This is a genomic window from Thermobaculum sp. T2p, assembly GCF_059335935.1.
The window spans coordinates 125925-149057 of record NZ_JANZYQ010000005.1; the positions used below are offsets into that span (position 1 = coordinate 125925).

27 protein-coding genes and 1 tRNA gene are annotated in these 23133 nt (G+C 46.3%); 6 read left to right on the top strand and 22 right to left on the bottom strand.

Annotated elements, in window-relative coordinates:
* Nucleotides 1-177 precede the first annotated feature (177 nt).
* On the top strand, nucleotides 178-882 hold the full coding sequence (radC, locus tag N2245_RS02595) for a RadC family protein (RefSeq protein WP_494535166.1): 705 nt from the start codon (nucleotides 178-180) through the stop codon (nucleotides 880-882).
* Nucleotides 883-919: 37 nt separating this feature from the next.
* Here radC and N2245_RS02600 read toward each other — a convergent pair whose 3' ends face one another.
* Genes N2245_RS02600 through rpsP form a run of 4 tightly spaced genes read right to left on the bottom strand, consistent with a single transcriptional unit; the run spans nucleotide 920 to nucleotide 2916 of the window.
* A complete protein-coding gene (locus N2245_RS02600) occupies nucleotides 920-1852 on the bottom strand; it encodes a LysR substrate-binding domain-containing protein (RefSeq protein WP_494535167.1) in 933 nt (310 codons plus the stop codon).
* Nucleotides 1853-1854: 2 nt separating this feature from the next.
* A complete protein-coding gene (gene rimM / locus N2245_RS02605) occupies nucleotides 1855-2394 on the bottom strand; it encodes a ribosome maturation factor RimM (RefSeq protein ID WP_494535168.1) in 540 nt (179 codons plus the stop codon).
* Nucleotides 2375-2620, bottom strand: a complete 246-nt coding sequence (locus tag N2245_RS02610) for a KH domain-containing protein (protein WP_494535169.1) — start codon at nucleotides 2618-2620, stop codon at nucleotides 2375-2377. Before N2245_RS02610 ends, rimM begins: the two co-directional genes overlap by 20 nt.
* A 5-nt stretch (nucleotides 2621-2625) precedes the next feature.
* The gene (gene rpsP, locus N2245_RS02615) at nucleotides 2626-2916 is read right to left on the bottom strand and encodes a 30S ribosomal protein S16 (protein ID WP_494535170.1); all 291 of its coding nucleotides are present in this window, start codon (nucleotides 2914-2916) and stop codon (nucleotides 2626-2628) included.
* A gap of 166 nt (nucleotides 2917-3082) precedes the next feature.
* Between rpsP and N2245_RS02620 the strand changes: the two genes are divergently transcribed.
* Complete coding sequence (locus tag N2245_RS02620) at nucleotides 3083-3700, top strand: 50S ribosomal protein L25/general stress protein Ctc (protein WP_494535171.1); 618 nt, start codon at nucleotides 3083-3085, stop codon at nucleotides 3698-3700.
* A gap of 60 nt (nucleotides 3701-3760) precedes the next feature.
* On the opposite strand, the gene N2245_RS02625 is transcribed toward N2245_RS02620, so the two are convergent.
* The gene (locus N2245_RS02625; protein WP_494535172.1) at nucleotides 3761-4090 is read right to left on the bottom strand and encodes a LysM peptidoglycan-binding domain-containing protein; all 330 of its coding nucleotides are present in this window, start codon (nucleotides 4088-4090) and stop codon (nucleotides 3761-3763) included.
* A gap of 84 nt (nucleotides 4091-4174) precedes the next feature.
* On the opposite strand from N2245_RS02625, the gene N2245_RS02630 reads away from it, so the two are divergent.
* Nucleotides 4175-4867 carry a response regulator transcription factor gene (locus N2245_RS02630; protein ID WP_494535173.1) on the top strand — a complete coding sequence of 231 codons (693 nt, stop codon included), beginning with the start codon at nucleotides 4175-4177 and terminating at the stop codon, nucleotides 4865-4867.
* Here the strand turns inward: N2245_RS02630 and gmk are convergent.
* The gene (gene gmk / locus N2245_RS02635) at nucleotides 4857-5483 is read right to left on the bottom strand and encodes a guanylate kinase (RefSeq protein WP_494535174.1); all 627 of its coding nucleotides are present in this window, start codon (nucleotides 5481-5483) and stop codon (nucleotides 4857-4859) included. The genes N2245_RS02630 and gmk overlap by 11 nt on opposite strands.
* Nucleotides 5484-5535: 52 nt before the next feature.
* Between gmk and N2245_RS02640 the strand changes: the two genes are divergently transcribed.
* The gene (locus N2245_RS02640; RefSeq protein WP_494535175.1) at nucleotides 5536-7257 is read left to right on the top strand and encodes an Rqc2 family fibronectin-binding protein; all 1722 of its coding nucleotides are present in this window, start codon (nucleotides 5536-5538) and stop codon (nucleotides 7255-7257) included.
* Between the two features lie 7 nt (nucleotides 7258-7264).
* Here N2245_RS02640 and tatC read toward each other — a convergent pair whose 3' ends face one another.
* The 13 genes from tatC to N2245_RS02705 all read right to left on the bottom strand — a co-directional run bounded on the left by tatC (nucleotide 7265) and on the right by N2245_RS02705 (nucleotide 19105).
* Nucleotides 7265-8014: a twin-arginine translocase subunit TatC gene (gene tatC, locus N2245_RS02645; protein WP_494535176.1), complete on the bottom strand. Its 750-nt coding sequence runs from the start codon at nucleotides 8012-8014 to the stop codon at nucleotides 7265-7267.
* Nucleotides 8015-8096: 82 nt separating this feature from the next.
* Nucleotides 8097-8345 (bottom strand): acyl carrier protein, encoded by a 249-nt coding sequence (gene acpP / locus N2245_RS02650; RefSeq protein WP_494535177.1) that lies wholly within the window; start codon nucleotides 8343-8345, stop codon nucleotides 8097-8099.
* A 70-nt stretch (nucleotides 8346-8415) separates the two neighbouring features.
* Nucleotides 8416-8877 carry a transcription antitermination factor NusB gene (gene nusB / locus N2245_RS02655; protein WP_494535178.1) on the bottom strand — a complete coding sequence of 154 codons (462 nt, stop codon included), beginning with the start codon at nucleotides 8875-8877 and terminating at the stop codon, nucleotides 8416-8418.
* A gap of 8 nt (nucleotides 8878-8885) precedes the next feature.
* Nucleotides 8886-10247, bottom strand: a complete 1362-nt coding sequence (accC, locus tag N2245_RS02660; RefSeq protein WP_494535179.1) for an acetyl-CoA carboxylase biotin carboxylase subunit — start codon at nucleotides 10245-10247, stop codon at nucleotides 8886-8888.
* A gap of 2 nt (nucleotides 10248-10249) precedes the next feature.
* A complete protein-coding gene (gene fabD / locus N2245_RS02665) occupies nucleotides 10250-11179 on the bottom strand; it encodes an ACP S-malonyltransferase (RefSeq protein WP_494535180.1) in 930 nt (309 codons plus the stop codon).
* Complete coding sequence (locus N2245_RS02670; RefSeq protein ID WP_494535181.1) at nucleotides 11169-12203, bottom strand: beta-ketoacyl-ACP synthase III; 1035 nt, start codon at nucleotides 12201-12203, stop codon at nucleotides 11169-11171. The genes fabD and N2245_RS02670 overlap by 11 nt, the downstream gene beginning before the upstream one ends.
* 48 nt (nucleotides 12204-12251) lie before the next feature.
* Nucleotides 12252-12443 (bottom strand): 50S ribosomal protein L32, encoded by a 192-nt coding sequence (rpmF, locus tag N2245_RS02675; RefSeq protein ID WP_494535182.1) that lies wholly within the window; start codon nucleotides 12441-12443, stop codon nucleotides 12252-12254.
* 23 nt (nucleotides 12444-12466) lie between these two features.
* Entirely contained in the window at nucleotides 12467-13027 is a 561-nt protein-coding gene (locus N2245_RS02680) for a YceD family protein (RefSeq protein ID WP_494535183.1), read from the bottom strand.
* Nucleotides 13028-13104: 77 nt separating this feature from the next.
* On the bottom strand, nucleotides 13105-13572 hold the full coding sequence (locus N2245_RS02685) for a hypothetical protein (protein WP_494535184.1): 468 nt from the start codon (nucleotides 13570-13572) through the stop codon (nucleotides 13105-13107).
* A 121-nt stretch (nucleotides 13573-13693) separates the two neighbouring features.
* Nucleotides 13694-14263, bottom strand: a complete 570-nt coding sequence (gene rsmD / locus N2245_RS02690; RefSeq protein ID WP_494535185.1) for a 16S rRNA (guanine(966)-N(2))-methyltransferase RsmD — start codon at nucleotides 14261-14263, stop codon at nucleotides 13694-13696.
* A complete protein-coding gene (recG, locus tag N2245_RS02695) occupies nucleotides 14263-16623 on the bottom strand; it encodes an ATP-dependent DNA helicase RecG (protein WP_494535186.1) in 2361 nt (786 codons plus the stop codon). The genes rsmD and recG overlap by 1 nt, the downstream gene beginning before the upstream one ends.
* On the bottom strand, nucleotides 16613-17461 hold the full coding sequence (locus N2245_RS02700) for a DegV family protein (RefSeq protein WP_494535187.1): 849 nt from the start codon (nucleotides 17459-17461) through the stop codon (nucleotides 16613-16615). The genes recG and N2245_RS02700 overlap by 11 nt, the downstream gene beginning before the upstream one ends.
* 9 nt (nucleotides 17462-17470) lie before the next feature.
* A complete protein-coding gene (locus N2245_RS02705) occupies nucleotides 17471-19105 on the bottom strand; it encodes a DAK2 domain-containing protein (RefSeq protein ID WP_494535188.1) in 1635 nt (544 codons plus the stop codon).
* Nucleotides 19106-19239: 134 nt separating this feature from the next.
* Between N2245_RS02705 and rpmB the strand changes: the two genes are divergently transcribed.
* Nucleotides 19240-19491: a 50S ribosomal protein L28 gene (gene rpmB, locus N2245_RS02710; RefSeq protein ID WP_494535189.1), complete on the top strand. Its 252-nt coding sequence runs from the start codon at nucleotides 19240-19242 to the stop codon at nucleotides 19489-19491.
* 49 nt (nucleotides 19492-19540) lie between these two features.
* Here rpmB and prfA read toward each other — a convergent pair whose 3' ends face one another.
* Complete coding sequence (prfA, locus tag N2245_RS02715) at nucleotides 19541-20608, bottom strand: peptide chain release factor 1 (protein WP_494535227.1); 1068 nt, start codon at nucleotides 20606-20608, stop codon at nucleotides 19541-19543.
* A 21-nt stretch (nucleotides 20609-20629) separates the two neighbouring features.
* Nucleotides 20630-21208 carry an RNA 2',3'-cyclic phosphodiesterase gene (gene thpR, locus N2245_RS02720; RefSeq protein WP_494535190.1) on the bottom strand — a complete coding sequence of 193 codons (579 nt, stop codon included), beginning with the start codon at nucleotides 21206-21208 and terminating at the stop codon, nucleotides 20630-20632.
* Between the two features lie 114 nt (nucleotides 21209-21322).
* Between thpR and N2245_RS02725 the strand changes: the two genes are divergently transcribed.
* Nucleotides 21323-21421 (top strand) — tRNA-Sec (locus N2245_RS02725).
* Between the two features lie 77 nt (nucleotides 21422-21498).
* Here the strand turns inward: N2245_RS02725 and N2245_RS02730 are convergent.
* The gene (locus N2245_RS02730; protein WP_494535191.1) at nucleotides 21499-22962 is read right to left on the bottom strand and encodes an ammonium transporter; all 1464 of its coding nucleotides are present in this window, start codon (nucleotides 22960-22962) and stop codon (nucleotides 21499-21501) included.
* Between the last annotated feature and the right edge of the window lie 171 nt (nucleotides 22963-23133).

Sequence of the window (23133 nt, forward strand, 5' to 3'; positions counted from 1 at the left end):
TTGTAGTACTAATATTAGTTATAAGCAAAAGTAATAATCAGAGTAAATTCAATAAATCAATCCGCGGCAATTGTAGCATAGTGTTATGGCCCAAAATAACGTCAAAAATTGTCACTCAATGAGGGTATGACTTACCCCTTGATAGGTTGGAAGAATCTCTGTTATCCTCAACGCAGCATGAGCACAGATAGTTACACTAGTTTCACCCTTAAGGAAACCCCGGAGACTGATAGACCTAGAGAAAGACTAAAGGCTCTAGGACCGTCCTATCTCAGTGATGCTGAACTTTTAGCCATAATACTCAGGGTGGGAATAAAGGGAGAAAACGTCATCGACCTTGCCAGGAGGCTACTAGCTCAGAACCAGGGCATCACCGGGCTAGCTTCGATTGACTTTAACTCTCTAGCTTCTCAGCGGGGAGTAGGGGAAGCTAAGGCCTGTCAGATCAAGGCAGCATTAGAGCTGGGAAGGCGTTATCTAAGGGAAATGCCCGAGCAGAGAAGAAGAATAACTTCGCCAGAAGACATAGCAGACCTGCTCATGTTAGAGATGGGGCATCTTGAACAGGAACATCTGAGAGTAGTGCAACTAAATACCAAGAATCAAATATTAGCTATAACCGAGGTCTACAAAGGAGGCTTGAATTCGGCGCTAATAAGACCAGCAGACGTGTTTAAACCTGCGGTACGCAACAACGCTGCGAGTATTATTCTAACTCACAACCATCCATCAGGAGATCCAACTCCCAGCTTCGAGGACGTAAGGACAACTGAATCACTAATCGAGGCAGGTAAGCTGCTGGACATAGAAGTGCTTGATCACATAGTCGTAGGCCGTAACAGCTACACATCTATGAGGAGAGGGCATCTAGGATTCAGGTAAAGCAACTTACCTGTCACCTAAACCAAAGGTACAAGAACTAGGGAACAGTCACAGGAGTAGATTTGAGGATGTTTGATGGCTTAAGCTGAGGCGCGTATTGGCGGACAAAATCCATAAAATCTTCTGCCGCTGGCGTATAGTAACGAGCTGGATTAGTCACCATGACGTAATCTCGTCTAATATCAAGATCAACTATTTCTATCTGCCTTAGGTGCCCAGCTGCCACCTCTCTGAGTACGCTCCACTGACTCACCATAGCCACACCAAGTCCAGCTTCAACGGCCTTCTTGATGTCCTCTGTACCAGCCATTTCCATCGCTATACGCAGATTGACCCCTTTGTGCCTGAGACGGCTCTCAATAAGCCTCCGAGTAGTGGAACCATAACGAGCTATTATAAAGCGTTCATTTGCAAGATCCTGCGCTCTTATCTGCTGTCTACTAGAAAGCGGGTGGTGAGGAGAGGTTATAAGTACCACGCGGTCTGGAAGTATGGGTTCAGCTTTGAGCTTTTTATCAGTTATTGGTCCCCCAACTATGGCCAGATCAAGCAACCTATTGGCAAGAGCTGCCAACAGGTTCTCAGTCCCTTCGATACGAAATATGATCTCAGTTTCTGGGTGATCCTTGCGATACGCTGCTATTAAGGGTGGGGTTATATACATGCCGCCGGTAGTATTAGCTCCTACAACGAACCTACCCTTGACACCTGCCTTTATACCGGCAAGTGCATGCTGCGCTTCTTCCTCTATATGGAGCATAGATTGAGCGTAACGATAGAGCACTTCCCCTGCATAGGTGGGCACAATCTTTCCGTCCACCCGCTCCACCACTGGTACACCGCAGGCAGTCTCAAGGGCCTTGATCTGTTGGCTAACGGCAGGCTGGCTCAAATGCAGTTGCTCAGCAGCTGCAGTATAAGAACCTCGATTGATAAGTGCAACCAAGACACGCAACTGATTCAGATTCATAATTAGCTCTCCCAAGGCAACAACCCTGGAATCAATTCTACTACTAGACGTCTATTCTCAAGGTCCACATCCTTCACTACGTCCTTAATGGCCGGTATGAGAATCTCTCCCCTTGGATTATCCACAACAAATACATCATTAGCCTCTCGGACCAAAATCTCGCGTAACGTACCCAGGGGCTCTCCTGATGTAGAAACCACTTCCATACCTTGGAGATCAAAATGATAAAAGGTATCTTCTGGCAAGGGCATGACCTGTTCTTTCGGAATATACAGGTACATACCAGAGAGAGCTTTAGCCTGTTCGGGTGATTCCATACCCTCGAATCGGACAAGCACAAACTTAGGCAGCACACGTACTGATACCACCTTGTGCAGCGCGTCTCCAACATACACCTGTCTAAGCTGTTTGAATCTCTCAGGATTGTCAGTTATAGGTTCAACTTTAACTTCTCCCCTCACTCCATGGGGTGAGAGGATTCGGCCAACTATCACGTAGTTATCAGGTGGATGTGGACGTCTCCTAAGCCTTGCCAGACTCACGTATTTCTAACTCTGCCTTTATACCCTCGCGGGTAGCAGCAATGGATACAAGAGTGCGTATAGCCTTAGCAACCCTACCGTTGCGACCTATTACCCTACCCATGTCATTAGGATCCAGGAAGAGTGTATAAGTTACTCCCCTGGGCTTAGAAGTTTTAGTGACCTGAACCATATCAGGATTATCAGCCAAAGACTTGGCTACATACTCTACAAGCTCCTCTATCACTCTAGCTATTCACCTGCCTGTTGCTCTGATTGTTCTGAATCAGAAGATTCCCTAGAAGGTAGAATACCCTGGCGACGCATCAGCTTCTTCACGATGACGGTAGGTTGAGCACCTCTAGATAACCAAAGCTTGGCTTTCTCTTCGTCAATCACGATGGTCGTAGGTTCGGTAAGCGGGTTGTAGTAGCCAATAGACTCTATGAACCTACCATCACGTGGTGATCTGGCATCAGCAACAACTATTCTATAAAATGGCTTCTTTTTTGCACCCATACGGCGAAGCCTTATTCTAACCAATTCAACCCTCCGAATTTAAGATTATAATTCTCGAACAGCAGTGATTATAACCAACAGTTTTATGTCACAGCAAGGATACTTATCTCAATTTGAGATACTTAGTAATGTTCTGCTAAAATGCATGAGTTTGGAAGACAGATAAAATTAAGCTCCAAAGAGGAGAAATATGACTCAGGAGAATCTTACTATAAAGGCCTCTAAGAGAGAGCTTGTAGGTCGCAGCTTGAATACACTTCGCAAGCAAGGCTTGGTGCCTGCTATAGTCTATGGATACGGAGTAGATCCAACTCCAGTCCAGGTCAATGCTAGGGAGTTTGAACACACCCTCAAGAGAGCAGGCAGGACTTCACTAATTGATCTGCAAATTGATGACTCAAAGACCGTAAAAGTATTCATCCAGGATGTACAGATCCACCCAGTCAAGCTTAACATCCTCCACGCTGACTTCCATGCTGTCAACTTGGAGGAGGAGATCGAGACCGAGGTACCGATACTATTAGTTGGTGAACCAGCTGCCGTACGCAATAACATTGGAGTTATACAGAGAGGTTTGGAGACACTTACCGTTAGGGCAAAACCTGCGGATATACCTCATGAAATAGAGGTAAATGTAGAGGATCTAGCAGAAATAGATCAGACCATATATGTGGCCGACATTAAACCCTCTGGAAACTACAAGATAACATCAGACCCAGAGGAAATGGTAGTGAAGATAGTACCAGTGCAGCTGGAGCCTGAAGAGGTAGCCGAAGAAGCCGAGGAAGAAGAACAGGAAGAGGAATAGCCTGTTAATCATTGTCTATCAAGATGAAACAAAGACCCGGTCAATCTCCGGGTCTTTGTTTCATCTATTTAGAGGTCTTACCGGCACCTTAATAACTTGACCAGCCCTTATGGTATTAGGGTTGTCTATGCCATTTAAGGCAGCTAGCTCCTCTACGGTTAGTCCATAGCGGCTAGCTATCTCTGTAAGAGTCTCACCGGATTTAACGACGTATTTTTTAGTGGCGATCCGAAGCGGGGTGGGCGTTGCCCCCGCACCTTCAGGAGTGGAGACGGAAATCACTACCACAGGAGTAGAATTAGGAGGCACAGATACCTGCAGCTCGGAACAAGCTGCAGCAAAAGCAAATAAAAATATAGCCACTAACCGGGAGAGCTTGACCCAATTCATTGCTGAGCATTCTACCAAGGCATCAACGAGATTGTCCAAGGTGCATGGGTTGACAATATAATATCAGCGGGCTAAACTTCCGCTGTGCTCAAGATAACTCCGATCGTGATCCTAGGACCAAAATCACCGATAAGAGATAGTTGTGTACAGGCACTAAGCAAGTATGGAATTAGACCTGAGGTATTAGATAGCCTGTATCCCTTAGAGAATTGTTTTCCTGATAAAGGATTGATAGTTGTCACTTCAAAGAATGAGCAATATCAACACTTACTTAGCTACTGTAAAGAACTGGGGGCATCTTTTCCTATTATTGCCATCATAGATAGCGATGACCCCGAGATCAGAGTAACCCTCTTAGAGACCGGAGCTGATGACGTCCTGCCTGCAGATAAGATTAGATCACAGCTGGTTCCCAGGATCAAGGCGGTGTTGAGAAGGTACGGTCTCGTATCCTGGGACTCACAATGTGCACGTATAACAGTAGGTAGTATTACCCTCAATACCCAAAGCCATAAAGTGACCGTTAAGGGTAGGGATATCAATTTGTCTCCTACAGAGTGTAAGATACTCCAAAAACTGATGTTGCACGCTGATAGGATAGTCCCTCACGCAGATATCATATCCACTGTGTGGGGTGAGGACTATAATGGCAATTCGGAGAAGCTAAGAGTCTATATTAGGCAAATAAGACAGAAGCTGTGCGCGCAAGACCCTACCATCGAGATAATTAATCACCCTGGCATAGGATATATGCTCTCAGTAAATCCTACCGGCTGACGCTGGATTCCTGCGGTCTTCCTAAGCAACGAGACGATTTCTCCTTGTTGATTATCTCCACTATTTCCCGTACTACCGACTCAACATCATTATCACGATTTAACACCACATAGTCGAATTCATCTGCAGCTTTCAATTCCTCTAGAGCTGCCTCCTCCCTGGCACGTAGCTTCTCCGGGGTCTCTGTTTTCCTAGCTCTTAGATGGTATTTCAGCCACTCTATACTTGGCGGTGCTAGAAATAGCAGTAAAGCTTCAGGAAAATCCTTGCGTACAGAACGTGCACCCTGGACATCAAGCTTAAGAAGTACGTCCCTGCCTTCTTTCAGCGCCCTGATAACCGGCGACTTGGGAGATCCATACCAGTTACCATATACGTTGGCGTACTCTAGAAATTCTCCCTGTTCTATCTTCTTCTTGAACTCCTCTACGGATAAAAAGTAATAATGATAACCATCTATCTCTCCAGGCCTTTTGGGCCTGGTAGTAGCAGTAATGGCATAATGCATAGGGATCTGCATTTCCCGCATCTTCTGCAGGACAGTATCTTTGCCCACCCCGGATGGGCCAGATAGCACTACCAAAAGTGGTTTGTTACATGGGAGGTTAGAATCCAATTCAAATACCCTCCTGAATGTAGATAACACAAGAGAATATGGAGTAAACCTTATGTATTTTGATGCTCTAACAACAGCAGCTATAAGTGACGAACTGGAAGAGACGATCATCGGAGGCTTTATACAAAAGCTTTATATCCCAAACGAGGGAAGCTTAGCTTTCGAAGTTTATAACCACAGGGAAAGACTCTACCTATTTATCAGCATAGAAGCCTCTCATCCTAGGATAACGTTGCTCCCTGAAAAACCTCCCCATAACCCACTGCTCGTCACCCCTATAGCCCTTTTATTGAGAAAACATGCCCTAGGGGCACGTATAGAAGAAATCTTCCAGCCCGCCGCAGAAAGAGTTATTGGATTGAGTATAGCGAAAAGATCTCCCGAACTCAACTCTAAGCACTGGCTTTATGCTGAGCTGATGGGACGACATAGCAATCTAATAATGTTAGATGAGAACCGCACGACTATAGTGGAAAGCCTTAAGAGGGTGACCTCAGATATGAGCAAGGTCAGGGTCGTACTACCTAAGTACCCTTACATCCCTCCTCCAGCAAGAGCTGGCATCCATCCAAACGACCTAACCGGAGACAAGCTAGAAGACATATTCAAATCAGCCGAAGACGAAGCTCCTCTTTGGCAATTGTTGGTTGCAAAGGTAGTAGGGATCAGTCCACTACTAGGTAAAGAAATAGCTTATCGAAGCACAGGCGATGTGGAAGTCAAAGTCAGCCAGATTAAGGATATTCACGCAGTAATCCAAGTGGTACAGGACATGGTATCACTATGGAGGACCCGCAACTGGGAGCCTTGCATAGCTGTAAGCAACGACAAAGTCCTCACATATGCTCCATATCGCATGTTCCATCTTGCTGAGAAGGCCGAGATACGTGTACTAAGCAGTATGAGTGAAGCGATTAATGCCTATCAGCAGGCCCCAGCTAGAAAGGAATCCACTGGAGTAGCTAAGACAAAACTAATAGATGATCTACAGGAACTGTTGGCTAGAGCTGGGCAGAAGGTTCGCTCCCTACAAGAACAAGAATCAAATTTAGCCTCTATGGAGAAGCTAAGGGAAGAGGGAGAAGCTATATTGTCGCATCTCTATGAGATACAGCCAGGACAGACAGAACTTGTTGTTGGAAACCAAGTGATCAAATTAGATCCAATGCTTTCTCCTTCGGAAAACGCTCAAAAGAGATTTGAGGAATATAAAAGGCGAAAAAGAGCTCTCCAAGAAATACCTAAGTTAATCGAACAAGCAAAAATGGAGGTTTCTACACTGGAGGAGGCCTTGGCATTCGCTCAAATGTCAGAAACAGATGCTGAAGCTTCTCAGCTACGAAAGGAGCTAGAGAGGTCGGGGATTCTCAGTGGGCATCGAGCGGAAAGCAAACAGAGCAAGAAACCCCCAAGCATTTCTAAGATAATGAGCTTCTCTCCTCTTCCTGGTGTAAAGATTATGGTGGGTAGATCATCAGACCAAAACAATCACCTTCTCGAGCAAGCCAAACCGGATGATTGGTGGTTTCACGCCAGGAACCTACCAGGCTCACATGTGATTGTAAGAAGCAGTACCCATAATCTAGATAAATCTACAATTGAGATCGCCGCTAAAACCGCTGCCTACTACAGCAGCGCAAGGAATTCTAGCTCAGTTGAGGTGGTATATTGCCCTGTGAGGTACGTTCGTAAAATAAAGGGTGCAGGGCCAGGGCAAGTTACCTATAGGAATGAGAAAAGTATAAACGTAAAGCCTGAAAAACCTATGGTCTAAGCCAGACTTACCAGATCCTTCCCATAAGTATACCGAGTTCATAAAGCAGGTACATGGGAGTAGCTACTATCATCATATTCATAGGATCAGGAGTAGGGGTGATTATGGCAGCTGCAATCAAAATTACTACGAAAGCGTATTTTCTTAATTTGGTAAGCCTCTGAACGGAAACTATATTGGCTTTGATAAGCACATAAACTATTACAGGGGTTTCAAAGCTAAGCCCGACCCATAACAACAAGTTACTCACGAAGCCTATATAGTCTGCAAAGCGAGGCATAGTAGCGATATCTTCTGAACCAAATCCTAACAAGAAGCGCAGGGCCGTAGGTAGCACTATAAAATAGCCAAATATAACGCCTGTAACAAACAGCAGCGTAACGAAAGGTAGAGCACGCAATACAAACCTTCGTTCTCTCTTAGTCAGACCAGGGCTAATAAAGGCAATAAGTTGATACACTATCAGCGGCATAGCGATAGCTATCCCACCAATGAAGGCTACCTTCATGTAGGTGGTGAACTTTTCCGTAATGCCAGTAGCCAGTGGAGTATGAGGCTTAATTAACTCTAGTAAGGCTTGTACTATATGCTGGACAAAGAGGAAGCTAATAGCCATACCCACAACTACACCCAAGCCAGCCCTAATCAACCTCGACCGGAGCTCAGCCAGATGCTCGGTTAGGGTCATTTCAGGCCCTTCGTATTCTTCCTCTTCACCCTGATTGTCTGGGATGTACATGTCCTGGTCTGTCTTCATACTATGAGTTTACACCAAAAATTTGGAGCGCCATAGCCCCAACAGGTTAGAGCTATGGCGCTCCAAGTATCATAGACCTTTCCTATGACTTACTGCCAGCATGCTGCTCGATGTAATTAAGAGCATCCTGGACAGTTACAATCTTCTCGGCATCCTCATCAGGTATGCTGATCCCGAATTCATCTTCCAGCGCCATAACAAGCTCAACGACTTCAAGAGAATCAGCATTTAGGTCCTCTACAAAGGAGGCTTCTGGTGTAATTTGATCCTCGGGTACATGAAGCCTATCTGCGACCATTGCCTTTAGCTTTGCGTAGGTTTCCTCTTGCACGACATCCCTCCATGATTTTGATTTGAAGACTTTGATTTTAGATAAAAACTACTTATCACGAATAATAATGTCATTCTCTCACAGGTGCAATCCCTCCGCTTGAAGATTCTATAGCATCAGCTATAGCTCCTAGAACTCCATTGACGAATTTAGGTGATGCCTCTGCCCCATACTCTTTAGCAAGCTCAACAGCTTCATTGATAGCTGCAGCTATAGGGACATCATTCCTCCTGAGCATCTCGTGCACAGCTATACGTAATATGTTCCTGTCAACTTTTGCCATCTGATCTATAGTCCACGTAGGGGTAAATCTGGTAATCAGGCTATCGTATTCTCTACGATTCTGCCATACGCCTATAGCCAAATCTGAGGCATAAGCATGTACTTGCTCAGGTATGTTTTCTTCGGTTCGTCTGCGCTGGAGAATCTCGTAGGGCTGCTTACGTGTAGTCTCAGCTTCATATAGCACTTGCATGGCAAGTGCTCTGGCTTGGTGTCGTTGTTGTATAAACTCTTCTCTTCGAGAATCCATTCCCTCAGTTATCTCTCGGAAGGGACCTTATTACTAAACATCTCTTCAACGAATTTAGTATGCACGTTTCCCTCCCTGAAATCCGTACGATCTATCGCCTCTCTGTGAAATTCTATACTGGTCTGGACACCAGTTATCACGAACTCGTCCAGAGCCCTTAGCATGCGGGCAATAGCTTCATCCCGGTCATCTCCCCAAGCAAGAACCTTAGCCAGTAGGGAGTCATAGTAGGTCGGGACTCTATAGCCGCAATAAAGATGAGAATCCACCCTTATCCCCGGTCCCCCAGGAGGTATATACAAATCTATTACACCGGCTTGAGGGGCAAAATCTTTGTAAGGATCCTCAGCCACTATTCTAGACTCGATACAATGACCTCGAAACTCAACATCTTTTTGATCAAAGCTAAGCGGCTCCCCAGCGGCCAGCCTTATCTGCCATTTAACCAGATCTATACCAGTTACCATCTCGGTAACTGGGTGCTCTACCTGTATGCGGGTGTTTACCTCAATGAAATAAAACTTCTCTTGCTGGTCAACTAGGAACTCAAATGTACCAACATTATGGAAGCGAATGTGCTTAGCGCCCCTGATAGCCGCCTTATGTATAGCTTCTCTAGTGCGATTAGACAGGTTGGGAGCCGGAGACTCCTCTATGAGTTTTTGATGGCGGCGCTGAACTGAACAGTCTCTCTCGCCAAGATGAAGCACTTTCCCGTATTTATCAGCAATTATTTGCACCTCTACATGCCGAGGTCTATCAAGGTATTTCTCGATATATAGGCGCCCATCCTTGAAAGCAGCGTCGGCTTCACTGCTAGCTATTTCGAAGGTTGAGGCGAGTTCTTCGGGAGTATGCACAACCCTCATGCCCCGGCCTCCACCTCCAGCCACCGCTTTGAGAAGTACTGGATAACCTATATCTCTCGCAATCCGAGCTGCTCTTTCGAGATTGGAAACAGGTTCTTCCGTTCCAGGAATTATCGGTACCCCTGCCTCTTTCATAGCCTGGCGAGCCATTGCCTTGTCGCTCATCTGCTCGATGGCGTGTCTAGGCGGCCCTATAAAGGTGATACCTATACGCTCGCATATCTCACAAAGATATGTATTCTCTGATAGGAAACCATATCCCGGATGTATAGCATCACAACCAGTAATCAACGCTGCACTAACAATAGATGGGATATTTAGATAAGATTTGGAGCTGGGCGCAGGACCAACACAGACCGACTCGTCAGCAAGTCGTACGGCCAGGGAATCTCTATCTGCTTCAGAGTAAGCAACTACAGACCTTATACCTAATTCTCGACATGCCCTGACTACACGTACTGCTATCTCACCCCTGTTAGCTATCAGGATCTTCTTAAACATGTCTATCCATTCCCCAGAACCGATTTTATTAGATCCTCCGAAGCTATAGCTTCGGCTTCACGTATAATCTTCCGATTAAGTCCAGTCAATACTTTTCCTGGGCCGATCTCCACGAATTTACGAACACCATTTTCCCAAATCTTGGTGATAGACTTGTGCCATACCACTGGAGAGGAGAGTTGCCTCTTGAGCTCGGAACGAACATCCTCTGCAGTCAGCAATAACTCGGCCGTGGAATTGGCCACTACAGGTACCTGAGGAGCACTGAGATCAACAGAGTCTATATGAGGGGCAAACTCTTCCGCAGCAGGTTTCATAAGGTAGGAGTGAAACGCACCGCTCACTGGAAGGGGAATTACCCTTCGAGCACCCAATGAAGGCAGAATCTCTACAAGCTTATCAATAGCCTCTGCGGGGCCTGATATCACCAATTGATCAGGGCTATTGTAGTTGGCTACATCAACACCATATTCCTTGGATATCTCAGAAAGTTTATCCTCGTCCATAGCAATAACTGCAGCCATCTTGCCAGCAGTAATGCGACCGTAACGAGCCATGATCTCGCCTCTTGTACGCACAAGCCTAACCGCATCCGTAAAAGTTAGGCTACCTGCAATGAGAAGCGCGCTGTACTCGCCTAGACTATGCCCAGCTAGGAAACTTGGATTTTCAATCAGATTAAGGTCAGACAGGATCTTGTACATTACATAGCTGCTGACGAGGATAGCAGGCTGGGCATTCTCCGTCTGCGTTAATCGATCGGCCGGCCCCTCGAAGGCAAGTGATCGCAGACTAAATCCCAAGATATCGTCTGCTTCCTGCCAAATGCGACGAACCTCAGGATATGCCTCATATAGATCTAATCCCATACCTACATATTGAGATCCCTGGCCGGGAAAGAGGAAAGCACATATCGAATGATTAGATTGCATACGGGCCTTCAACCCTCTCAGATATGTGAGATTCTACATCTATCCATCTAACCACTGCAGCTCCCCAAGTAAGACCACCCCCGAAGGCTACGAATAACAGATTATCTCCTGGGGATACCTCTTCTGTCTCGAGGAACTCACATAAAGCTATAGGAACAGATGCTGCCGAAGTATTGCCATATCTATCGACATTTACAAACACCTTTTCCCAAGGTATACCCAGAGCTTCCTGGGTTGCCTTAATGATCCTTATGTTAGCTTGATGCGGGATGACCTTCCGTATATCTTCTGGAGTTAGACCTGCCTTATCTATGGCTTGCTTCGCAGTCTGCCCCATTGATCTGACCGCGAATTTGAATACCTCGTTCCCCTTCATCCTGATACAATGCTCGCCATTGGCAAGAGTATCGGGATTAGCTGGCTTAGCCGATCCTCCACCTTCTATAGTAAGAAGCCTTCCCACATCTCCTTGAGCGCCTAAAACTGAGCTTACTAGACCACCCTCCTGATCGGTCGCCTCGAGCAGCACAGCACCAGCACCATCGCCAAACAGGATACAAGTGTTACGATCCTGCCAATTGACGAACCTACTCAGAGTCTCGGCGGCAACTATCAACACTCTATCATATGTGCCTGACATTATGAACTGAGAGGCTGTCACCAATGCGTAGACGAATCCCGAGCAAGCCGCATTGATGTCGAAGGCAGCCGCGTTTACAGCCCCTAATTCATGCTGTATTAGGCATGCTGTGGCGGGGATTAGATGATCTGGAGTACAGGTGGCACATAGTATGAGGTCCAGATCTATTGCTGCAAGATGAGCCTTATCCAAGGCTCTTTGTGCAGCTATTACCCCCATGCTTGAAGTAGTCTGATCACTGTTGGCTATCCTGCGCTCAACTATGCCAGTACGAGTCCTTATCCACTCATCGCTAGTATCGACCATCTTCTCAAGGTCGTAATTAGTGAGGACCTTTTCTGGCACGCAGAAGCCCCAGCCTGTTATAGCAGCATGCCTACACATTAAGTATCTCCAGAAATTAGAATGTCGACTTAGGCCGTAAAGATGCCGCTAACGGCGCGAGTTTTCAACGTCGATTACCGCTATGCCCCTATAAGTGCCGCAGTTGGGACATACGTGATGAGTCTTAACGGGGCTTCCACAACGAGGGCAGGAAGTCAATGAGATGCTCTTTAGCATATGATGAGCTCTTCTGCGCCCTTGTCTGCCCTTAGATACTCTCTGCTTGGGTAATGCACCCACCTCTCAACACACTCCTTTTCTCATTAGTCTTTTAGTTGCTCAAGTAGAGATGCCAAAACTGACAGGCGGTTGTCAAGTTTTGCCGTCATATGGCCACAATGTTCTACGTTGAGATCCGCGCCACATTCCGGACAAAGGCCTGCACAGTCAGGGCTACATATAGGATTATAAGGCATATTGACTATGATAGCTTGTCTGATGACTTCAGTAAGGTTCATCATATGATTATGAGTAAGCCACGAATAATCGCCTTCGTACTCACCCTCTCTAATCTCGTGCATCGACACACCACTAATTACATCCACAGTTGGCCGGAACTCTTCCTCAAAGGAGGCTTCTATCTTACCAACGAAAGGTACCAGGCAACGTGAGCACTCCATCTCAACATTTGCCGTTACAGTACCTTGAACGAGTATACCTGTCTTGATACGTAGAGCTCCAGCATCACCTACTATCTGGTGAGCTACGGACTCTTCGTACAATTGCAGGTCAGGAGTCTCGAAATGATAGGTGCGAGAAGCTCCAGTAGTTTGCTTAAGTAATCCTGATACGTTGAATTCTAGATCATAATTATGAGCGTTCATCGCAGTCATCCCATGTAGCAATAAGAGTTTATATCCCTAATGAATATCTAGCTAACCAAAGTTTATAACCATTGAAATTAGGCTTTTGTTCCCTCTCTAGACTCCAGCTGAGCTAAGCCATTTCTCACAGTGTTCAGCTGCGATGACAACATATTTTCCAGACTTCTAAGGACATCACGGGCATATTCATCTGCGCCTTCGGTTATAGCTCTAGCCCTTTCTTCAGCGTCGCTGATTATTTTCTCAGCTTGGCTTCTAGCCTGCTCAACCAATTGTTGATCATTTATTATTCTGCCGACTTCTTTCTCTGCCTCTTCCCTCAACCTCTCAGCTTCAGCTTGAGCAGTGGATATGATTCTCTCACGTTCCGCCAGCATACGCTTGCATTGTCTAACCTCATCGGGAATAGCAGTACGTAACTGATCTACTAACTCGAGTAACTCATCCTCGTCAATTAGTATCTTGTTGGTGAAACGCATTTTCTTAGAGCTATTAGCCAGTTGCTCTAGTTGATCTAGTAATGCGTATATATCCACAGTCCACATCCCTCCGATAGGGCTACCGCATTGCCTTCAACTCCGATACCGGCAATTCTACCCTGTTCATAGCTATTAAGCACAGAGGTTACCCAATACCAGGATAAGCCTCTAAAGTACAACTATCAGATTAGTCCGTACTATGATCTCTTTCCGCTACTTTATAGATGCTAAGGCACGAATCACCATGGCATCTTTTTATCAGTAGCTCCAATGCACCTATTCTTTCAGCAAAGTTCCGCCTTGAGGTGTGCCCTAGCACAAGCAAACCGTCAGTCGCCAGTACACCTTTACGAGATATAAATGATAACACCTCTTCAATATCGGCGTCAGCATATGGCGGATCCATAAATATAAGATCGAACGGCTCCCCATCATATGAAGCCAAGAAGGATTTGACAGACCGCTTGTGTACTTTGGCTCTATTTACTAGTTTAGTTTGTTCCAAATTAGCTCTTATAACGGCACAAGCTGAAGAGTTTTGATCTACGAAATCTACAAAGTTGGCTCCTCTTGAAAGAGCTTCTATTCCAAGCGCTCCTGTGCCTGCATATAGATCTAGCACTCTGCCCCTGGGCTGCTCCATAGGAGCAATAATGCTAAAGAGAGCCAACCTAAGGCGGTCGGTCATTGGTCTGGTACTAAGGCTACGTGGAGACTTTAGAGTTACTCCCCTTAACTCTCCACCTGTAACACGCATCAATTGGCCTCTGAAAGGGTCTTCATTCTCTCTACAACTCTACTCCTCAGTTTAGGGTAATGACTAAGATCAGGATCATCTTCCAGAAGCTCAGCAGCTATTCTTCGGGTTTCCTCCAAGAGACCGAAATCTGACAACTTAGCTACCTTCAGGTTTATCTGCCCTGATTGCCTTATACCGTAGAACTCACCAGGACCTCTCATCTTCAGGTCCTCCTCAGCTAACACAAAACCATCGCTACATTCTTGAACTATCTCGAGTCTCTTCCGAGCATCCTCAGAGGGTGAATCTGATAGCAGCAAGCAGTAAGACTTCTCGGTACCTCTCCCAACCCTGCCTCTGAACTGATGCAATTGAGCAAGTCCAAATCTGTCTGCTCCCTCTATCAGCATGACTGTGGCATTGGGCACGTCTATCCCAACCTCGACAACTGCGGTCGAAACCAGCACCTGCAACTCGCCAAGGCGAAACCTCTCCATCACCTCATCCTTTTCCCTAGACTTCATTCTCCCATGCAGCAAACCAAGACGAAGATTGGGGAAAACATATTTCTGCAAGCGCTCATATTCTTCAATTGCGGCCTTAGCTTCTATTTTCTCTGATTCCTCGACTAGCGGACATATTATGTATGCTTGCCTTCCTCGCTCCACCTCTTCCCTGAGGAAGTTATAAGCCCAGCTTCGCTGCTCAGGAGTTAGAGCAAAAGTCTGTATTGGTTGTCTTCCCGGAGGCATCTCATCCAATACAGAGAGATCCAGGTCTCCGTATATGGTGAGGGCAAGACTTCTAGGTATGGGGGTAGCTGTCATTACCAACAGGTGGGGGTTCACGCCCTTGGCTCTCAAAGCCGCTCTTTGCTCGACTCCAAATCTATGTTGTTCATCGACTACACATACTGCGAGGTTGTTAAACCTCACCCCTTCTTGTATCAGAGCATGAGTTCCTATAAGGATATCGATCTCACCCTGTTCAACAGCTTGATATAGATCATCTCTTTCCTTGCCCTTGACACTACCGGTAAGCAAGGAAACCTTAGGAGCAACCTCTCCTAGAACCGAGACGAGTCTAGATATACCCTTATAATGCTGCTCAGCTAGTATCTCGGTAGGCGCCATGATAGCCCCCTGATAACCATTAGCAAAAGCAGTTATCAGGGCCGAAGCGGCCACCACTGTCTTCCCTGACCCAACATCGCCCTGGAGTAACCTGTTCATAGGTACATCTGACTCAAGATCATGCATGATCTCCTGTATGACTCGTTCCTGCGCTCCAGTAAGTCTGAATGGTAGATTAGTTATGAATTCTCCTATCTGTGGCTTGTGAACATCGAGGGCAATAGCCCCCTTAGATCTACGCCTAACTGCTTGTTTCATCAAGGCACCAAGCTGTATCTCCAAGAATTCATCAAACGCAAGCCTTCTGCGTGCGGCCTCGAGATGATCCCAGGAATCGGGGAAATGTATTTGGTAAAGTGCGTCTCCAAGATCCAGTAACGAGAGCCCATCAATAAGATGTTGAGGCATATGATCTTCTATGCGCGCAGAGTGATAGGCAACGATGTCGTGGATCACACTTCGAAGTAACTTGTTGTTTAACCCTTCTGTGGATCTGTAAATAGGCACTATTCTGCCTGAGTGGAGCAGACTCTTGTCCAAATGCTCATACTCTGGAGACTCAACCTTTAGCTTCCCAAGAAACTGACCAACCTTGCCTGTAACAATTATCTCCATCCCAGGTTCAAGGTCACGCCTCACGAAACCCCGTGAGAACCACGTCGCGTCGATAAAACCTGTCTCATCCTGAAGTCGGGCAGTTAAGAGATTAAGGTTGTTCGATAGCTTGCGAACAGAAACATCCTTAACCTTTGCTATAAAGGTCTCCGTGTTTCCAAATTGCAATTCTGCTATCTTTCGAAGGTTGGATCTATCATGGTACTCACGTGGATAATACTCGAGTGCATCTCTTATAAGATGAATTCCCAACCTGCCAAATAAAGCCGCTCTTCTTTGACCAACTCCAGGCATCGATGATATCGGCTTATCGAGATCGGGGACACTTCTTGACGGAGCTTGTCTTATATTGGGAAGTGGGAACGCAGAAGGAGCCTTACCATCCAGTAGATCCAGCGCTTCCTTTACTCTGATTGAGCGCTCTTCTGGTGTACAAGTTGAATACCCTAATAGCTTCTCAGATGCCCTAAGAATATGTTTAGACTGTGGGTCATTATCAGAAGCCTGAGGGAGAACTGCCTTCTGAATAAAAGCTTCTACACCACCGACTACGGCTTTGTTGTTGTAGCCTCGGCGCTGCTCCAGTAGAAGAATATTCTTTAGTTTTGCTGCTAGCTCCTCAGTCTTCATTTGACCTACTAACCACGATCACCCCCATGGCACCAGGTCCTGCATGCACACCGATCACTGGGCCGTACTTGGTAATGATTACTTCTCGGTCAGGAGATAGATCGCTCAAACCTTCAAGGAGGGTATTTAGCTCATTCTCGTTAGTACTCCATATAACGGCGATACGTTCTGGAGGCTTGTACTTGTGTGCCCAATCCACCAAGGCTGATACCGCCTTAGATCTAGTACGCGTACGGGTAACGGGAACAACCTCTCCGTCGCGTAGCGTGATCAGGGGCTTTACCTGTAGAAAAGTCCCTAAAAGGCTAGCAGCCTTGCCTATCCTACCTCCCTTCTGAAGGTACTCCAAAGTATCAACAAAGGCTAGTAGGTCGGTACGAGAAAGAGTATCGAGAGCTACTCTTTCAACCTCCTCTAAGGAAGCTCCTTCTTTAGCAGCCTCAGCGGCAGCGATAGCTGCAAAACCAAACGCCATTGATACAGTTTTACTATCTATAACCTTTATGGGAACCTCTTCCACCTGATTAGCAGCTATCTTAGCCGAATTGTATGTACCACTTACCTTACTTGAAATAGTTATACATAGGATACCCGATGCATCCCCGGACAAGGATTTGAACACTCTTCTAAAGTCTTCGATAGGAGGCTGGCTAGTACGTGGAAGAACATTGGACGAAACAAGCTTCTTATAAAACTCATCGACATCAATATCTACACCATCCAGATAGGTCTGGTCTCCAAAAATCACTCTAAGAGGCACTATCGCTATACCCAAAGAAGAAGCTAGATCACGAGGTATATCTGATGTGCTATCCACTACCACCCTAACCTGGCTCAATTTCTGACCTCACTCTAAAGAAGCAATTATTTGATAATGTGGCTGACCCCCATCGTAGACTTCCACATCTAGATCTGGAAATGTCTCCCTCAAGAATTCAGACAAACTCTCTGCATCCCGTTGTGAAAGATCATGTCCTCTATACATGGTAAGTAGCTCATACTCATCAAGATCTATAGCCTCCAGAATATGCCTCATTACATCAGGTAATTCTGCTCCAGCCGCGACTATTTGCCCATCAAGCAAGCCGATATAATCCCCTTCCCGCACCGGTATATCTTCGACTTGAGCATCCCGCACAGCTCTAGTAACCTCTATCGATCTTACGTTTCTGATAGCAGATCTTATATTTTCTAGATTCTCTTCTATTCGCAAGGATGGATTATAAGCCATAGAAGCCACAATCCCATCAGCCATTGATCTAGTAGGCACAACCTCTACTCTCTTCCCTACAGACCCTGCTGCCCGCTCAGCTGACATAATTATGTTGGGATTATTAGGGAGAATTATAACAGCCTCTGCTGGACACTCCCTCACAGCTTTGATGATCTCTCCAGTGCTGGGGTTCATGGTCTGCCCCCCTTGCACAACAATTACACCATCCTCCCTCTGGAGCATACGTGTGAAACCTTGGCCGGCAGCCACAATCACTAACCCAGTAGTGATCTCGGAACTAGGCTGAGCCTTGGTGTGCAGTACGTTCTGCTCATATTGATCTCCCATATTATCAAGCTTTATCTGATGGAGTGTGCCAAACTTCAAAGCATAAGAAAGAACCTCACCTGGTTGTTCCGTGTGTACATGCACTTTGACGATCGCAGGAGTGCCCACTACAAGCACAGATGTCCCCATAGACTGCATCTTGCTACGAAACTCTTCAACGTCTATGTTATGTCCACGAAGCACGAAGTTCGTGCAGTACCCATAAATATCCTCTTCCTCGAGATCTACAGACGCGAAATCGGCCCCATCGAAGCTATCTTCGTTTATCTCTAGTGACTCCCCCTTGAGATATCGCAATGCCCCCTCAAGTATGACTACTAACCCCTCACCTCCAGCATCAACAACCCCAGCCTGCTGAAGCTTAGGTAGCATGTACTGAGTAGCTTTAACACTTTCCCTGGCGTCCCCAATCATGATGGAGAGAAAATCTATAATACTATTCGTATTTCTTGCGGCTTGGAGTGCAGATTTGGCGATATCTCGCGCAACGGTCATGATGGTGCCTTCCACAGGCTCGGAATGTGCTCTGAATCCATATTCTGAAGCCACCTTGAAGGCTTCTGCCAATATTCTTACATCTAAACTGTCAGATCCTCTTATAACAGAGGCAAACCCAGCTATCATTTGGGAAAGTATTACCCCAGAGTTACCACGTGAGGCCATCAGAGCCCCCTCTTCAAGGGCATCCGCTAATGCTGCCATGGTAGTAGGAGATTGCTCTTCGATGGCTCTTACTGCCCCGAGCATAGTCATGAGCATGTTATCTCCAGTATCTCCATCGGGAACTGGGAAGACATTCAGACGGTTTATACGCTCTCTATGCTGCTCAAGCCATTTGGATGAGTACTTCAGTGATTCTACAAGTACATCCACCCCACATGTTTGTGTATTCTTACCTTCTAGCGATATTTCAGGCTTCATGCTGTGTCCTTCGTTACTCAAGCTTGTTGTCATATTACGAGATAGAGTGATAAACTAGTAGGTCAATAAATCAATCAGAGCCTTATTTGTGTAATCCGCTATTCCTACTCGAAGCGAATAATACTTGATATTTAGTGCAAGACTCAAATCTGGAGGTAACAGCATTGGCTAGATGTGAGGTTTGTGGGAAGAGAACCCAGTTTGGAAGAAGTATACAGTATCACCATGGAGGAAAGTGGGCAAGAAGGGCTCAGAAAACCAACAGGCCTTTCAAGCCGAACGTACACAGGCAAACAGTTATGCTAAATGGGGAGCTTGTGAAGATACACATTTGCACTAGGTGCCTAAGAACCTTGGCAAAGAAGGCCGAGTCTACAGCCGCTTAAGCATCACATGCTCGAGTGGGTACCCACTCGAGCATGTTCCTCCTTTGCCTTACACCCCCGCTGATTGTAACTGCTCAGCTCTATCAGCAACTTGCAAAGACTCGATTATCCTGTCTATCTCACCATCAAGTATTGCTGGTAGATTGCTGAAAGATTCTTTTATCCTGTGATCTGTAACCCTGTCTTGGGGGAAGTTATAAGTGCGTATCTTCTCGCTCCTTTCTCCGGTTCCAACCATCGATCGGCGCACTTGGCCCAACTCTTCTTCTCTCTTCCTTCTCTCCATTTCGTAGAGCCTAGCTCTAAGAACTGCCATAGCTTTGGCCCTGTTCTTTAGCTGACTCTTCTCATCCTGACAGGTGACAACAAGACCAGTAGGTAAATGCGTTATACGAACTGCGCTATCGGTAGTATTAACGCTCTGACCGCCATGTCCTGTAGACCTAAAGACATCTATGCGCAGATCTTCAGGATCAATCTCCACCTCGACCTCTTCAGCCTCAGGCAGCACAGCCACCGTAGCTGTAGAGGTGTGTATCCTACCTTGAGATTCCGTTACAGGTACACGCTGCACTCTGTGTACGCCACTTTCGTACTTCAAGCGTGAGTAAGCACCTTTCCCCTTTACCTCAAATATTATCTCCTTAAAACCACCAGCATCACTCTCACTAGTCGAGAGTACTTCAGTCTTCCAACCATGCCTCTCAGCATAGCGCGTATACATACGATAAAGATCGGCAGCAAACAGAGCCGCTTCCTCACCCCCTGTGCCAGCACGAATCTCGACTATAACATCCTTCTCATCGTTAGGGTCCTTAGGAAGTAGTGCTATCTTCAAGCGCTCTTCCAGATCCTTCTCACGATCAGCAAGCTGTTCATATTCCTCCTCAGCCATCTCTCTTATATCAGGGTCCGGATCCTCCATAAGACGTCGATCTTCTTCCCTAGTCGCCCTAACTCTCTTGTACTCGCGGTAAAGAAAAACAATATCCTCTAATTCAGACCTCTCACGTGCAACCTCCATGAGACGAGAGGGGTCTGAGAACACTTCAGGATCGGACATCATCCGATCCAACTCATCAAATCTCTTCTCGATGTTATCCAATCTCTCTAGCATCATGCTCATAGTATATCAATCCTAATCCTGAGTTAGATTGAAAGTCTTTATAGGTGTATAAATGGGTCCGCTAGGCAAGAGTTTGCTTTGATAGAGTACCATACTATCCACACCAAACTTTCCTAGTGATACATCAGCATTTGCTCGCAAGAGCCTGTTTAGAGCAGACACGTCGTTAAAAGAATCTTTGAACCTGGCTAAGGTTACATGAGGCTTATACTCTACGACGTCTCGATCAAAACCCAATCGAATACATTTATTTTCCACCTCTCGGTGAAGTAACCTCAAAGCCTCAACATCTCCAGAAACTCCTGCCCATAGAACTCTTGGCCTTCGCAAGCTCCCGAATATGCCTAACCCCCTGATCTCCAACTCTATGCTGTTAGGACAGGTTATATCTCCCAAGACATCTTCAACATCATCTATCCATGATCTCGAGATATCCCCTAGAAATTTCAAGGTTAGGTGGATATTAGACTCTTCCACCCACTTAAGGCCCTTAGACCCAGCTAATCCGGAGCGTCCTAGATCATACAATACGCTCCGAATGTTTTTGGGGAGATCTATAGCTAAAAACAACCTTGCTTTATCATCGGACATATTTAAAAGTCCCAAATTGCCTATTATCAATCATCAACAGCCAATATATAAAACATCTACTTGGAATACATTATTCTCTTGACTACACATTGGAACAGTTACTAGTATTCTCATGGGAGCGGAAGGGTCCCGGTGGGTTCCGCGGTCTTCAAAACCGTTGGGAGGCTAGCACTGCTGGTCTCCGGTGGGTTCGACTCCCACGCGCTCCCGCCATATTCTAGAGCAAAAAAATAAATGGGAGGTACTATAGCAAAGCACCTCCCATACTTGCAATCAGATCTGGACTAGGACTAAGCAGTAGACTCCTTAGCAAGAGGTCCGACAGTCTTGGCAGGTATCTCCTCCTTATATACACCATGATCGACTAGATCTAGTCCTGCAGCCTCCTCCTCGAATGCAGCTCTCACCTTGACAAAAGTAGAGCTTACCTTGATAAAAGCATAGGAAGCAAAGAAGACTAGCGTACACACGACAACTATGCCCAGAGTCTGAATACCCAACCAGATCAAAGCATCGGCACCTCCACCATACAGAAGCCCGGCTACAGGCAAGCCACTGACGTCGGGACGAGCAAATATCGGCACTAACACGGAGCCTAGCACACCATTCACGCCATGGACTGGAAAACCTCCTATAGGATCATCTATTTGATAAAGGTATTTCTCCATGATCTTGGTAGCACCAAAGGTGACTACACCAGCTAGGACACCTAGCACAAGCGAAGCACCGGGATCTACGTAACCAGCGTTGGGCGTGATCATTACGAGACCACCAAGAACGCCGCTTATAGCCATAATTGCATCGTAACGACCATCAACAGCTTTGCTCATCAGCATAGACACAAGGCCAGCTGCTGCTGCAGCCACAGTAGTAGCAAGGGCAGCAGATACGCCCTGCAGATTAGGCTCAAGGCTGCTGCTGCCGTTGAATCCAAACCAGCCAAACCACAGGAGAGCGGTACCTATGACAGCGAGAGGTATGTTGTTGGCATATTTTTCACCAGCTTCCTTGGCTGCCAAATCCTCGTAGCCACTTGGAACTACAGCGGACCTCTTGAACTTGACAAATGGAGCATGCGAGGATAGCGTAGCTCTCCGCTTCAAGCTAGCTCCAAGCGCTAGGGTTATAGCAAGTCCCGCAAATCCGGCCTGAGCATGAACTACAACCCCGCCTGCAAAGTCGCGCACCCCCATACCATCTAGCCAACCTGTTCTTGTGCCCAGCGTGGCAAACAAACCATTAGGACTCCATACCAGGTGAGCAACCAGTGGGTAGAGTACGAGAGAGAAGAACAGCGAGTAAAGCAGCCACGCGCTGAACTTTATGCGCTCAGACACACCAGCACCTATTAACGCTAGCGTGACGGTAGCAAACATCATCTGGAAGAGCACATAGGCATAGAGCGGTACACCCCCAGTTGCACTTCCGTCTGTAAATATAGTTGGCCAGGCAGATTGAGGATCACCACCAAAGAGGTAATGGATCGGATTACCTATAATGCCAGCGATGGTTGATGGGCTGAAAGCTAGACCAAAGCCTACTATCAAAAATATTACCATCATCACCGAAGCTGCAGACAGGCTCTTCATCAGGCCATGCACTACGTTCTTCTGTCGTGTTAGCCCTGCCTCCAGCATGCCTATTGAGGGCACCATTATAAATACCAAGAAAGCTCCCAGCAGAACCCAAATAGTTCCCGGGACACTTATACTTATAGATCCATCACCTAAGGCACTAAGTAACTTTTCCGGCATCTCTTTACCCTCCACAATTTCTTTTGATTGCATACTAGCCCTGAACTACGGGCGTTATATACGTCATAGGGCCGGAATAAGCAGGAGATGTTTGTGCATACTGCACAAACGGAACGTCATAATGAATAATGGCGTTATCTATATGCCATGTTTATGGCATACGTTTACACT